Annotated in this window: 12 protein-coding genes; 7 read left to right on the top strand and 5 right to left on the bottom strand. The window is 46.4% G+C overall.

All coding sequences use genetic code 11. From position 1 onward, the window contains the following. Positions 1-81: 81 nt before the first annotated feature. On the top strand, positions 82-1,260 hold the full coding sequence (locus KD145_RS12955; protein WP_212006290.1) for an AIR synthase related protein: 1,179 nt from the start codon (positions 82-84) through the stop codon (positions 1,258-1,260). Between the two features lie 75 nt (positions 1,261-1,335). On the opposite strand, the gene KD145_RS12950 is transcribed toward KD145_RS12955, so the two are convergent. Both KD145_RS12950 and KD145_RS12945 read right to left on the bottom strand, forming a co-directional pair. Next, positions 1,336-2,976 carry a M56 family metallopeptidase gene (locus KD145_RS12950; protein WP_212006289.1) on the bottom strand — a complete coding sequence of 547 codons (1,641 nt, stop codon included), beginning with the start codon at positions 2,974-2,976 and terminating at the stop codon, positions 1,336-1,338. A 3-nt stretch (positions 2,977-2,979) separates the two neighbouring features. Beyond that, positions 2,980-3,345, bottom strand: coding sequence for a BlaI/MecI/CopY family transcriptional regulator (locus tag KD145_RS12945; protein WP_212006288.1), 366 nt, complete (start codon positions 3,343-3,345; stop codon positions 2,980-2,982). Between the two features lie 188 nt (positions 3,346-3,533). Here KD145_RS12945 and KD145_RS12940 point away from each other — a divergent pair, with 188 nt between their 5' ends. The 3 genes from KD145_RS12940 to KD145_RS12930 all read left to right on the top strand — a co-directional run bounded on the left by KD145_RS12940 (position 3,534) and on the right by KD145_RS12930 (position 7,110). Further along, on the top strand, positions 3,534-4,229 hold the full coding sequence (locus KD145_RS12940; protein ID WP_212006287.1) for a cell division ATP-binding protein FtsE: 696 nt from the start codon (positions 3,534-3,536) through the stop codon (positions 4,227-4,229). A gap of 140 nt (positions 4,230-4,369) precedes the next feature. After that, positions 4,370-4,642 (top strand): 30S ribosomal protein S15, encoded by a 273-nt coding sequence (gene rpsO / locus KD145_RS12935; protein ID WP_212006286.1) that lies wholly within the window; start codon positions 4,370-4,372, stop codon positions 4,640-4,642. 128 nt (positions 4,643-4,770) lie between these two features. Next, complete coding sequence (locus KD145_RS12930) at positions 4,771-7,110, top strand: polyribonucleotide nucleotidyltransferase (protein ID WP_212006285.1); 2,340 nt, start codon at positions 4,771-4,773, stop codon at positions 7,108-7,110. Between the two features lie 90 nt (positions 7,111-7,200). Here KD145_RS12930 and KD145_RS12925 read toward each other — a convergent pair whose 3' ends face one another. Beyond that, positions 7,201-7,779, bottom strand: coding sequence for a hypothetical protein (locus tag KD145_RS12925; RefSeq protein ID WP_212006284.1), 579 nt, complete (start codon positions 7,777-7,779; stop codon positions 7,201-7,203). Between the two features lie 138 nt (positions 7,780-7,917). On the opposite strand from KD145_RS12925, the gene prmA reads away from it, so the two are divergent. The 3 genes from prmA to KD145_RS12910 all read left to right on the top strand — a co-directional run bounded on the left by prmA (position 7,918) and on the right by KD145_RS12910 (position 10,410). Further along, positions 7,918-8,745 carry a 50S ribosomal protein L11 methyltransferase gene (gene prmA / locus KD145_RS12920; protein WP_212006283.1) on the top strand — a complete coding sequence of 276 codons (828 nt, stop codon included), beginning with the start codon at positions 7,918-7,920 and terminating at the stop codon, positions 8,743-8,745. A gap of 114 nt (positions 8,746-8,859) precedes the next feature. Beyond that, positions 8,860-9,501: a glycerol-3-phosphate 1-O-acyltransferase PlsY gene (gene plsY / locus KD145_RS12915; protein WP_113617494.1), complete on the top strand. Its 642-nt coding sequence runs from the start codon at positions 8,860-8,862 to the stop codon at positions 9,499-9,501. 108 nt (positions 9,502-9,609) lie between these two features. Then, positions 9,610-10,410: a M48 family metallopeptidase gene (locus KD145_RS12910; RefSeq protein ID WP_212006282.1), complete on the top strand. Its 801-nt coding sequence runs from the start codon at positions 9,610-9,612 to the stop codon at positions 10,408-10,410. Positions 10,411-10,504: 94 nt separating this feature from the next. Here KD145_RS12910 and KD145_RS12905 read toward each other — a convergent pair whose 3' ends face one another. After that, positions 10,505-11,446 carry a hydrogen peroxide-inducible genes activator gene (locus tag KD145_RS12905; protein ID WP_212006281.1) on the bottom strand — a complete coding sequence of 314 codons (942 nt, stop codon included), beginning with the start codon at positions 11,444-11,446 and terminating at the stop codon, positions 10,505-10,507. Positions 11,447-11,569: 123 nt separating this feature from the next. Further along, a complete protein-coding gene (locus KD145_RS12900; protein WP_212006280.1) occupies positions 11,570-12,898 on the bottom strand; it encodes a hypothetical protein in 1,329 nt (442 codons plus the stop codon). Positions 12,899-13,006 lie beyond the last annotated feature (108 nt).

Raw genomic sequence — 13,006 nt, 5'->3', positions numbered from 1 at the left:
GCAGGGAATCTGTTACTTTTGCAGCCAGAAGAAGGATATTTTATCTGATTATTTCTTTATTTAAATACTTATTTGTTTCCGGTGGATAATAATATTTACGCCAAGCGTGGTGTTTCAGCTGGTAAGGAAGATGTGCACAATGCCATTAAAAACATTGACAAAGGCCTGTTTCCAAAGGCATTCTGTAAAATAGTGCCGGATATCCTGGGCGGTGACGAAGCCTGGTGCAACATTATGCATGCCGATGGCGCAGGTACCAAGTCCTCCCTGGCATACATGTACTGGAAAGAAACCGGTGACCTCAGCGTCTGGAAAGGGATTGCACAGGATGCCATCATCATGAACATGGATGATCTCCTCTGTGTAGGTGCCACCGATAACATCCTGTTGTCTTCCACTATCGGCCGTAACAAACAGCTCCTGCCCGGTGAAGTAATTGCCGCTATTATCAACGGTACTGAAGAGATCCTGGCTGAACTGCGCAAACACGGTATCAGCATCTATTCCACCGGTGGTGAAACAGCGGATGTGGGCGACCTGGTTCGCACCATCATCGTAGACTCTACCGTGACTGCCCGCATGAAACGCAGCGATGTGATCTCCAACGATCGCATCCAGGCCGGCGATGTGGTGGTAGGCCTGGCTTCCTACGGACAAGCCTCCTACGAAACAGAATACAACGGTGGTATGGGCAGCAATGGTCTCACCAGCGCCCGTCACGACGTATTCAACAAGGCCATGGCCGAAAAATATCCTGAAAGCTTTGATCCCGGTATTCCTTATGAACTGGTATTCAGCGGTAAAAAAGCCCTGACTGATAAAATTGATATTCCTGGCTTTGGTGCCGTAGATGCCGGTAAACTGGTACTGTCACCTACCCGTACCTATGCTCCGGTGATCAAAAAAGTGCTGGAACAGTTCCGTCCGCAGATCCATGGTATGGTACATTGCAGCGGTGGCGCACAAACCAAGGTGTTGCATTTTATCGAAAACCTGCACGTGATCAAGGATAATCTGTTCCCCATCCCGCCGTTGTTTACCCTGATACAGGAGCAGTCCGGCACTTCCTGGAAGGAAATGTACCAGGTGTTTAATATGGGTCATCGTATGGAGCTGTATGTTCCGGAAGCGATCGCGGCAGATATCATCAGCATCTCCAAAAGCTTTAATATCGATGCGCAGATCATCGGAAGGGTAGAAGCAGCCGAACAAAAACAAGTGACTGTAAAAGCGCCGGCAGGCACTTTTATCTATCAATAAAAAATACTGTTTAAAAAGAAGCGGGCCGACTGTGATTTGCACAGTCGGCCCGCTTCTTTTTATGATGATGGTAGTTTAATACTGCAAAGTAAATCTGATTGGCAGATTAAATTGTACGGCGACTTTTTTATTGCGATGCATGCCCGGATTCCATTGTGGCATGGCTGTTATAACCCGGAGCGCCTCTTCTTCCAGGCCGTAACCTTTTTTAGTTCCAACAGTTTTGAGGTCTTTCAAATGACCTGTACTATCTACCACAAACTGAACGAGAATAGTCCCGCTAACATTATTTTCCTGAGCTTCCCTGGGATAGTGGATCGAATTGGAAAGATAACGGGTCAGGGCTTCTTCACCGCCAACATAGGTAGGTGGGTGCTCTACAAAAGTGTATACTGCGGGTTGTACGATGCTGACTGGCTGGTCACCTGTAACGGAAAACCTGATCGGCAGGGCTTGCCTGACGGCTTCTTTTTTGCCCTTATAAGTAGCCGGGGTCCAGCGGGGCATGGCTTTCACCACTCTCAGCGCTTCCTCTTCAAGCCCATCGCCCAGTATTTTGTTGCCTTTAATTTTTGCGTTGGTCACCTGGCCCTGTTCATTCACCAGAAACTCAATGGTGACCATGCCCTGTGTGCCTTTCCGGGCGGCTTCCTTAGGATAGCGGACGTTTCTGCTCAGGTAAGCTGCCATGGAATCTTCACCGCCCGGGAAAGAAGGACGGGTGGCCAACAGCTGTACAGTAGATTTGTTTTTTGAAGCAGGTGCAGTGTCAGCAACAGGAATATTTTCAGCCATCAGCCCGGGGAGCGTGCCGGGTGGTACAAGCGCCCGAATGGCGGATGGGCGCTTGTCGGCCACAAAGGCAAGTGAACAGAAGATAAGGGCTGCCAGCGGCAACACGAGTATCCTGCGCAAATAACTGAAACGGGGCTGACGGAATTGAGTAAGCATCAAAATTCTGCGTTTAATGGGTGGGTGAAAGAAGTTGTTGGTAATGGAGAACTGATTGCTTTCGAAGGTCATGCGGAGAATGTTTTCGGCATAACCAGCCACTTCTTCGCCGGCTGCTTTCTGATCTGCGATGAACTCATGTACCAGCGTCAGTTCTCTTTTGATGAGATGGAAAAAGGGGTTAAACCAGCAGATGGCGGTGATCACTTCCATCAGTATTTTGTCGGTGCTGTGTTTTTCCCGGACATGTACCAGTTCGTGCTGCAGCATCTGTTTGCCGGAGGGACTGTCGAGGCTGGAGTGCAGGTCCCAGAAGATATACCGGAAAAAGGAGAAGGGAGCAGTCACTTTGTGGTGGCGGGCAAAGTGATAGGGAGGTATGGGCTGGATCTCGCTGCTGCGTACCAGTTGCCGGATGCGGTGAATGCTGACCAGCAGCCGGCACAGCAGGAAAAATGCGATCAGTACGTAGATAACGATAACGCCTGTACGAAGATAAAAAGAAGGGTCGGCTGCTGGAGTGACCACTGTTTCCCGCAGGGTGATCATTTTGCTGGTATAGGTCACTACTGTAGCCGGAACGGTTTGTCCGCCTGCGGGAAGTGGTATTTTTACCAGGGGCGTGATCAGCGACACGACGGTGATCAGCAGCAGATAATAGCGGTTCCAGTGATGGAAGCGGTTGTTGCGCAGGGCCAGGTGGTAATAGGTATACAATAGGGCGCTGCACAGTATTACTTTCGCGGAATAGATCAGTAATAGCATAAACTATTTCTTTTGAGTGTCCTTGATTTTTTGCACCAGTTGTTCAAGGTCTGTCAGGCTGAGGTCTTTTTCTTTTACAAAGAACGAAACCATATTGCTGAAGGAGCCGCCGAAGTAGCTTTTGGCAAGGTTGTTCAGGGTTTTGTGACTGTAAGCTTCCTTGGAGACCAGGTAGTAATACTGATGTGATTTGCCATATGCCTTGAAGTCGATAAATCCTTTCTCTATAAGTATTTTGACCAGGGTAGAAACGGTGTTGTAGTGGGGTTTGGGTTCCGGCAGGGCTTCAATGATATCTTTTACGAAGGCCGGCCCTGTTTGCCAGAGAGCTTGCATGATCTGTTCTTCCGCTTTGGTGAGTTGTTTCATGGTGTTTTAGTTTTCTTGTAACAAGTTAAAACTAATTTTTTAGTTTAACAACTAATTTTTTAGTTTAAAGAAGAAAATCACCGGATGTGAAATGTGGAGATTTTGTTGCAGGAAGACGCAACGAATTATTTTTTAATTGGTTATTTTTGCCGCCGTAACGTAGTTTGCAATAAACAGAAACAAAGTACATGACGTCTGAACAACCGATCATCCAATTAACGAATGCCAGCATATATCAGGGAAACTCATTGATTTTATCGGATGTGAACATCACGGTAAACAAGGGGGAGTTTGTGTATCTTATTGGTAAAACGGGCACGGGTAAGTCCAGCCTGTTAAAAACCCTGTATGGCGATCTGCCGTTGAAGGATGGCACCGGCCAGGTAGTGGGTTTTGACCTGAAAAAGATGGACTGGAAGAAGGTGCCTTATCTGCGTCGTAATCTGGGCGTGGTATTCCAGGATTTTCAACTGCTGACAGATCGTAATGTGCACGACAACCTGAAGTTTGCGCTGCGGGCTACGGGCTGGCAGGATAACAAGCAGATGGAAGACAAGATTGCAGATGTACTGGACAAGGTAGGGCTGGGCACCAAAGGGTTTAAAATGCCGTATGAACTGTCTGGCGGAGAGCAGCAGCGTATAGATATTGCGCGGGCTATGCTCAATTCGCCCCGGCTGATCCTGGCAGATGAGCCTACAGGTAACCTGGATCCGGAAACTTCTGATGGTATTATGCAGCTGTTGTTCCGTATTTGCCGGGAGGGTACCGCTATCGTGATGGCTACCCATGATTATATCGTATTACAGAAATTCCCGTCCCGTGTATTGCGCACTGAAAACGGGCATGTAACTGACAATGCTGCGCTTAATTTCTCTTCGTAACTGACTTTGTGCTGTTTACAGATATAAATTATTCAGTATTAATTATAAATTACGGCTTTATTGGTAATTCGTATTTTTTAAATTACCTTTGCCCCGGAAAAATAGCGACAAAAAATTATTATTACTTATTATTATTAAAGATGTCTTACTTAACTGTTGAAAAGAAAGCCAATATTTTTAAGGAATTTGGTGGAAGCGAGAAAAATACAGGCTCTGTAGAAGCGCAAATTGCCCTGCTGACTGAGCGTATCAACAGCATTTCCGGTCACCTGAAAGCAAACAAAAAAGATTTCTCTACCCATCGTGGTCTGATGAAAATGGTAGGTCAGAGAAAGCGTTTACTCGCTTATCTGTCTAAAACCAACCTCACCGGCTACCGTGCCCTTATTGAGAAGTTAGGTATCAGGAAGTAACCATGACTTAATTATAGCGCTATTCCCAACTTTTATGTTGGGAATAGTTTTTTTGTATGTATACGTTTTGTTATCCTTGTGATTGTAAATAAAATGGATAACATCATCTCATTAATCCTCACTTTATTATGAATCTGACACCTATCTCAGTGAAATTTGATATAGGAGACGGTCGTATGGTGACCATCGAAACCGGTAAATTGGCCCGTCAGGCTGATGGTGCGGTTACGGTGCGTTTAGGGAATGCAATTCTGCTGGCCACTGTGGTAGCGAATAAAGAACCCAAACCAGGCCAGTCCTTCTTCCCGCTTACTGTTGACTACCAGGAAAAATTTGCTTCCGCCGGCCGCATACCCGGTTCCTTCTTCAAGCGTGAAGGCAGACTATCCGATTCTGAGGTCCTGATCTCCCGTCTGATAGACCGTGCATTACGCCCTCTGTTCCCCGACAACTATCTCTGCGAAGTACAGGTACTTGTAACCCTGATTTCCTCTGATCCTGAAGTAATGCCAGATGCACTGGCCTGTCTGGCTGCCTCTGCAGCACTGGCCGTTTCTGACGTTCCCATCCAGGAGATCATCTCTGAAGTAAGGGTAGCCCGCATCAATGGTCAATATCTAATCAACCCTAACCGTTCCGATCTGGCCAATGCCGATATGGACTTCATCATCGGTGCTACTGAAAAGAACATCATGATGGTGGAAGGGGAAAGTAAAGAATGCCAGGAAGAAGACCTGATCGCCGCTATTGAGGCTGCACACGCTGCTATCAGAATTCAGGTGAAAGCTCAGGAAGAACTGCGCGATCTGAAAGGTGTTAAAGGCAAACGTGAATACACCCAGCCACACCAGAATGAAGAACTCAATGCAAAAGTGATCGCTTTTGCCAAAGATAAAATCTACCAGGTAGCTAAATCTGCTTCTGCCAAACATGACCGCAGCGATGCGTTCAAGAAGATCGCAGAAGAACTGAAAGAGCACCTGGGCGAACTGCCGGAAGAAGATGCGCCACTGGTAGGCGAATACTTCCACGACCTGGAAAAAGAAGTGATCCGCAACATGATCCTGGACGAATCCATCCGCCTGGATGGCCGTTCCCTGGACCAGGTTCGTCCGCTGGCAATGGAAACAGATATTCTGCCTTCTCCGCACGGATCTGCCCTGTTTACCCGTGGTGAAACACAGTCACTGACTACCGTTACCCTGGGTACTCCAGAAGATGAGCTGCTGATTGAAAGCGCTGCTGTCTCCAATTATACCAAATTCATCCTGCACTACAACTTCCCGCCTTTCTCTACCGGTGAAGTAAAAATGATGCGCGGCCCCGGCCGTCGTGAAGTAGGACACGGTAACCTGGCCATGCGCTCACTGAAGCAGATGATGCCAGGATCTGAATATCCTTACACCGTAAGGGTAGTGTCTGATATCCTCGAATCCAATGGTTCTTCCTCCATGGCTACCGTATGTGCCGGTTCACTGGCACTGATGGACGCTGGTGTTCCGCTGCCTAAGCACGTTTCCGGTGTGGCAATGGGTCTGATCTCCCGTTCCTCCGATGGTAAATGGGCGGTACTGACCGACATCCTGGGCGATGAAGACCACCTGGGTGATATGGACTTTAAAGTAACCGGTACCCGCGACGGTATCGTTGGTATCCAGATGGATATCAAAGTTGACGGCCTCAGCATGGACGTTATGCGCTCCGCACTGGCACAAGCCCAGAAAGGACGCCTGCACATCATCGAAGCGATGTATGCTTCCGTACCTGCTGCCCGTCCTGAACCTAAACCACATGCACCACGCATGGAGAAGATCATCATCGACCGTGAATTTATCGGTGCGGTGATCGGACCAGGTGGTAAGATCATACAGGAAATCCAGCGCGAAACCGGTACTACCATCAACATTGAAGAGGTAGGCGAAACCGGCGAAGTAAGCATCTTCTCTGCTCAGAAAGAAGGTCTGGATAAAGCCGTGAAATGGGTTAAAGGTATCGTGGCCGTTCCTGAAGTAGGAGAGGTGTACGAATCTGTGGTAAAATCCATCATGCCTTATGGCGCCTTCGTAGAGTTTATGCCTGGCAAACAAGGTTTGCTGCATATCTCCGAAGTTTCCTGGAAACGCCTGGAAACTATGGAAGGTGTGCTGACTGAAGGTGAAGTGGTAAAAGTGAAACTCACCGGTACCGATCCTAAAACCGGTAAGTTCAAGCTGAGCCGCAAAGTGCTGATCCCTAAACCAGAAGGTTATGTAGAAAGACCGGAAAGGGAAGAAGGTGACAGACGTGAACACCGCGGCGATCGTGATCGTGGTGGTGACCGTGGACGTGACCGCGGCCCTCGCGATGACAGACGTGGTGGTGGCGACAGACGTGACCGTGGTCCTCGTGATGACCGTGGCGGAGACCGTGGCCCTCGTTTCCAGGACCGTCCTGAAAAACCACAGGAGCCTACCTTCGACGAAGAATAAGCATTCCCTCAGTGTTTATAACTGAAATTAGATAAATGAAAAAGCAGCTATTTTCTAATAGCTGCTTTTTCATTTTATTCCTTTGTGTGCTTATCTGTGTGAGAGTTGTTGTTCTACACAAAAGGTGCTTTCGCGGAAAATCTCCTTACCATTATTCATCCGGAAAACACGGTAATTATTTCCATTGATCGGCTCAGCGATTAGTTTGTAGGCCGGTTGCACGATTTTGCTGCCTTTTTCCACTACTTTCAGATTGCCGGTGGCCAGCAGGTCTGGCAATATTTCTTCCACATAGGGCATCAGGACGCCGCAGTCTTCTGCCCATAACAGGTTCATTTTATCGGTACGGAAGCTGATTTCCTTGTTCAGCGTGTCTTCCAGAAAGCAGTAGGCTTTCCGGAAGTGGTTAGCCATGTCTATATTGTTCAGTCTGGAGAACTGGATATTGCGGAATACCTTATTGCTGTTTTTATTATTGCGGAGCGTGGTGTCCATGCTGATCATATAATCGAGCAGGTGCTGACGGTCGAAGATAAGGATGGCATTGTCGCCCTGGTAAATGATAGAATCCTTCAGGGGCTCGGCAGGCGGTTGTATTTTGATCACTGTTTGTGCCATGGTGGCCAATGAGCAGGCAATGCCTGCCAGCAGGAGCACGAATGTTTTCATAGGTAATATTGGTTAATTTTTATATGTCAAATATAATGATATTGATATAATTTGTTATAAATTGGTCCCAGAGAAATATTTTGTTGTATCGAATGTGGCCTAATGGATGTTTACAGCAAATGATTATATTTGCCACATATGTCACATATTGCTATTACGCTGCAGGCCAGTGAAGAACAGACTGACCTATTGATTGCACAGTTGTCAGAGATTGGTTTTGAGGGGTTTGAGGAGCAGCCGGACCAGTTGGTTGCCTATATTCCGGAAGCAGATTTTGATGAAGCAGCATTGCAGGCGGTAATATTACCTTACGGTATCACCTATACGAAAGAAACAATTCAGCAGACTAACTGGAATGCACTGTGGGAGAGCAATTTCGAACCTGTACAGGTAGACGCTTTTTGCGGTATCAGGGCCTCTTTTCATCCGCCGTTTACACCGGCGCCGGCCTATGAAATAGTGATTACACCCAAGATGTCGTTTGGTACAGGACATCACGCCACTACTTCTTCCATGATCCGGCTGATGCAGGAAATATCATTTGAAGGGAAACGCGTATTTGATTTTGGCACCGGCACCGGTATCCTGGCCATCCTGGCAGACATGATGGGCGCGGCTGAAGTGGATGCCATTGATTATGATGAATGGGCAGTGAACAATACCATAGAGAACATAGCAACCAACCAGACCCAACATACAAAGGTATGGCAGGCAGATAACCTGGATGCTGTGACCGGCCCTTATGATATTGTGCTCGCTAATATTAATCTGAATGTGTTGCTGCGGTTTATGAGTGATATACGCCGGTTGCTGGTACCCGGCGGTATACTGTTGCTGAGCGGTATTATGCCGTCTGATGAAGAACAGATCCTTGCATCAGCAATCCCGGCTGGCTTCTCCCTGAAAGAAAAAATAGAGAAGAACAACTGGCTGGCTCTGCGATTGGAGGCAAATCAGCAGAAATAGTTTTAAACTTTATATGAAAAGTACTGATAATCCAACTTTTGTGTTATAATCTTTTCTAATGTTTGCTTAATTTTAACACAGAAATTGTTATCTTAGCAATCCTAACTTATAGTGATGACAGAAATTTTATTGCTTCTTTGTGCTTATCTGATAGGTTCTGTTCCTACGGCGGTATGGGTAAGTAAAGGCGTTTTCGGAATGGACATCAGGGAATATGGCAGCGGCAACGCCGGTGCTACCAACACATTCCGGGTCTTAGGTCCTAAAGCAGGAACTTTTGTGATGGTGGTAGACATGTTGAAAGGTGTACTGGCTGTACGGTTAGCATATCTCGTTTCTTACTATCATGACCCCGAGCACTTAACCCAGCTGGTCAATCTTCAGATCGGCCTGGGACTGACAGCCGTGGTTGGACATATCTTCCCTATCTGGGCAAACTTCAGAGGTGGTAAAGGCATCGCAACACTGTTCGGACTGGTACTGGCTATTCAGCCGCTGGTAGCACTGTGCTGCGTAGGCGTGTTTCTGATGATCCTGTTTCTCACCAGGTACGTATCACTGAGTTCAATTATCGCGAGTATCGCATTTCCTATTTTAATCCTTTATATCTTCAACGAGCCCGAGATATTTTATCGCATTTTTGCAATAGCCGTGGCCTTGATGGTAGTTTTAACGCACCAGAAAAACATTACCCGCCTGTTGAAAGGTAATGAAAGCAAAGTGCCGTTATTCAGGAATAGAAAAGAAAAGCATTAATTCAGCTTATCGTTATAAACATCAAAGCATAAAGTAAAAAGCCGGGCCAGTATGAAGTGTGCACGCTTTTTGCTTTATGCTTTTCTGCATTATAAATTAGATTCACCCATGAAAAAGATCGCACTTATCTTTACTGCCGGCATCGGACTGTTAGCCGCGTGCTCACGTGTGCCCATTACAGGCCGTAGCCAGTTAAACCTTCTCCCCGAAAGCACCATGCAATCCATGGCACTCCAGGAATATCAGTCTTTTCTTTCTTCCAACAAAGTCGTGTCACAAACCTCCAATAAAGATGCGGATATGGTGAAAAGGGTAGGGCAGCGTATCGCTAATGCCGTTACTACCTACATGAACCAGCATAATATGGGTAATGAGATCGCCAATTACAAATGGGAGTTTAACCTGGTAGATAATAAAGAAGTGAATGCCTGGTGTATGCCTGGTGGGAAAGTAGTAGTATATACCGGTTTATTGCCGGTAACACAAAACGAAACCGCACTGGCCTGCGTAATGGGACACGAGATCGCCCACGCTATCGCCCGTCATGGTAACGAACGTATGAGCCAGGGCCTGATTGCACAAGGCATTCAGGTGGCAGGTACAGTAGCGCTGGGTAAAAACCCTACCGCTGTCAATGTCTTTAACCAGGCCTTCGGTATAGGCGGCAACCTGGGCGTCCTGGCCTTCTCCCGCCAAAACGAGCTGGAGGCAGACCACCTGGGCGTCATCTTCATGGCTATGGCCGGATACAATCCACAGGAATCCATTCCTTTCTGGCAACGGATGGCTAATATGAGCAATGGTCAGAAACCACCTGAGTTCATGAGCACGCACCCCAGCGATGCCAGACGTGTACAACAGCTGCAGCAACTGATGCCGGAAGCTATGCAATATTACAAACCGAGATAATCAGAATTCATTTAATAAAAAAGGCCCAGGGCTAAAGCCCTGGGCTAAATTAGATAAATGCGTTTTTTGAAGCCCTTTTATCTTCTTATCTCATCTACAGATCTATTTCAATTACTTTTTTGTTCTTCTGTATTTTGGTTTTCTCCGGCACATGCGCCAGAATTTCTTTCTTGAAAGCCTCTATCAGCGCCTGTTTAATAAAGTGACGATGGGTCACCAGGCTGATCTCCCGCACCGGTTCCGGGGCCTTGAAATACCTGACCATATTGAGCTGGCGGGTGGAGAGGTCTTGCAGCGACAACTCCGGTAAAATCGTGTATCCTTCATTCAGGTCTACCATCCGCTTCAGCGTTTCCACACTACCGGTATTATATTCCAGATTTTTATGCTCACCCATGGTGAATCTATCCTTGCAGATATTAAGCACCTGATTGCGCATACAATGTCCTTCGTTCAGTAACCATACATCTTTAAGCTCCAGCTCATCGGTACGGACTACTTTTTTATCGTAAAGCGGATTGCTTTTGGCTGCGTATACCACAAATGATTCATAAAACAGGGGATGTTCCTCCAGGTGCGGATTGTGCAGGGGAGTGGCCAGCAGTCCGCAGTCCAGCAGTTCCTGTTTCAGTTGCTGAATAATCTGCTCGGTAGGATATTCCCAGATTTCGAGTTTTACTTTCGGGTATTTTTTCATGAAACCCGTGAGGATGCGTGGCAGCAGATAGGGCGCCAGGGTAGGGATGATACCTACTTTCAGGTTGCCCTGCACTTCTTTTTTCTGATCGGCAATGATTTCCCGGATACGGGCATTTTCCTTTATGATGATCCTTGCCTGTGCAATGACGGCAACTCCTATTTCGGTAGGTACTACGGGCAGTTTGCTGCGGTCAAATAGTTTAATGCCCAACTCATCTTCCAGCTTCTGAATCTGCATACTCAGGGTAGGCTGGGTTACAAAGCATTTTTCCGCTGCAATTACAAAACTCCGGTAAGTTTCTACCGCAACAATATACTCCAATTGAACCGTTGTCATGTTACAAAGGTATTGATAAAATCTATAGGAAAACTACCTGCGATTATAGATTTAGGGGCAGTGATAAGCGATTTAACATTGCTTACGACTGCCCCTGAAAACTTGTATTACGATGGTATCTTTTTAGAAGATCCTGTAACGGTATTTGATTTTTTCGGTATTGGCATACAGTTCCCGGATATTGATGGAGGCCTGTATTTCCTGAACAGCATCTGTTTTCAGATTGCGGAACTCGGCCTGTTTGTTGTCGATAATGCTTTTATCGGCCAGCCCGTTGTCCTGGGCTATCTTCAGGGAGTTATTCACCTTGTTGTAATAAGAATCCAGCAGGGTGAAGTATTCGTTGTAGAGGTTTTCGTACCGTTTGGTTTGCAGCACCAGGTCTTCCAGCTGGTTGTTAACCTCTTTCAGGTTGGGGTTTTCCCGGAGCAGCGATTCGTAATCGATACGTTTGTTTTTAGTGTATTTGGCTTCCAGCTGAGTGAAATAGTCTACCACTTTTTCTTTTTTGAAGTCGTAGAAATATTCGTTCATGGTTTGGCTCAGCGGTTTGTTTCCTTTCTGTGGCGCCGGGAATTTCAGAGAAGTAGCGGTAAAGGAAAGGTGGTCGTACAGATTGTCCTGTAGCAGGCTGAGCTGGTCTTTGTTGAAGTTGAGGCCATACTCGAATTTCTGGTTGGCATCATTCAACGCGGTATAATATACCACATATTTATTGAGCTCTTTTTCAAAGTCCTGTAAGGATTTCTGATTGATCTGTTTATTGTTGACACTTACGCTGTGCAGGAAGTTCATCACGGAATTGGCGATGGCCAGTGGTGGCGTAAGCGAAGTAAAACTCTGGAAGATCGGGCTGTTGATAATGGATTTGGTGGACTCTACTATCTTGGAATTTTTTTCACCCTTGTCTGATTTGTTTTTCAGGATGATTTTTTCCACCAGCTCCACGATGCGGTCACTCAGGGAAAACCCTAAAGCCTTGCTTTCGGGGTTGTTGAGCGAGGTAATAAATACATCGAGGTTGTTGGTGGTGGTACGCGATTTCAGGTCGATGATCTTCTTGTTGAGCAGATAATACGTTTCGCTGGCATTGATGATATTGTATTTGATGAGATCATATTTGCTCATATTATCGATCTCTTTACCCTGCAGCAAAGCCTGAATGGCGTTGGAGTTTGTTTTGTCGTTGTCGGTGATGCGCTGCATCTCCTCCACCAGTTTCCGGATAGTAGTGTCTTGTGTTTTGATGACAGGAGACGAAATGGCTTTCAGTTCCGGGTCCTGAGCTTGTGCGGCCTGAAAGGTTAACAAAAAGATAAAGGGTGCAGGCAGCACTTTCATCCATTTTGAAATCCGGGATTTTTTTCCGGGCTGTACTAACGGTAATGAGTTGTTGCAAAGGGCATCCAAACCTTTGTCGTGCTGCATTTCCGTTGGTAAGTGTTTTAACATGTTCTTTTTGCTTTTTGTTAACGAAAATTTTAGAAAATATGATGCCAAAATAATCAAGCTACAAAGATAAATAATTAATAATAGTTAAAATTAAATCATGATAGGTGG

The sequence above is a fragment of the Chitinophaga sp. HK235 genome (assembly GCF_018255755.1).
Classification (GTDB): Bacteria; Bacteroidota; Bacteroidia; order Chitinophagales; family Chitinophagaceae; genus Chitinophaga.
Note: the sequence above shows the minus strand (reverse complement) of the source record. Positions and strands in the feature narration are given on the sequence as shown.

Bases quoted from the DNA above. Each gene is read 5' to 3' on its own strand.
- prmA (WP_212006283.1), top strand. From the start codon at position 7,918: ATGTCACATATTGCTATTACGCTGCAGGCCAGTGAAGAACAGACTGAC.
- rpsO (WP_212006286.1), top strand. From the start codon at position 4,370: ATGTCTTACTTAACTGTTGAAAAGAAAGCCAATATTTTTAAGGAATTT.
- KD145_RS12900 (WP_212006280.1), bottom strand. From the start codon at position 12,898: ATGTTAAAACACTTACCAACGGAAATGCAGCACGACAAAGGTTTGGAT.
- KD145_RS12940 (WP_212006287.1), top strand. From the start codon at position 3,534: ATGACGTCTGAACAACCGATCATCCAATTAACGAATGCCAGCATATAT.
- KD145_RS12945 (WP_212006288.1), bottom strand. From the start codon at position 3,345: ATGAAACAACTCACCAAAGCGGAAGAACAGATCATGCAAGCTCTCTGG.
- KD145_RS12910 (WP_212006282.1), top strand. From the start codon at position 9,610: ATGAAAAAGATCGCACTTATCTTTACTGCCGGCATCGGACTGTTAGCC.
- KD145_RS12905 (WP_212006281.1), bottom strand. From the start codon at position 11,446: ATGACAACGGTTCAATTGGAGTATATTGTTGCGGTAGAAACTTACCGG.
- KD145_RS12925 (WP_212006284.1), bottom strand. From the start codon at position 7,779: ATGAAAACATTCGTGCTCCTGCTGGCAGGCATTGCCTGCTCATTGGCC.
- KD145_RS12930 (WP_212006285.1), top strand. From the start codon at position 4,771: ATGAATCTGACACCTATCTCAGTGAAATTTGATATAGGAGACGGTCGT.
- plsY (WP_113617494.1), top strand. From the start codon at position 8,860: ATGACAGAAATTTTATTGCTTCTTTGTGCTTATCTGATAGGTTCTGTT.
- KD145_RS12950 (WP_212006289.1), bottom strand. From the start codon at position 2,976: ATGCTATTACTGATCTATTCCGCGAAAGTAATACTGTGCAGCGCCCTA.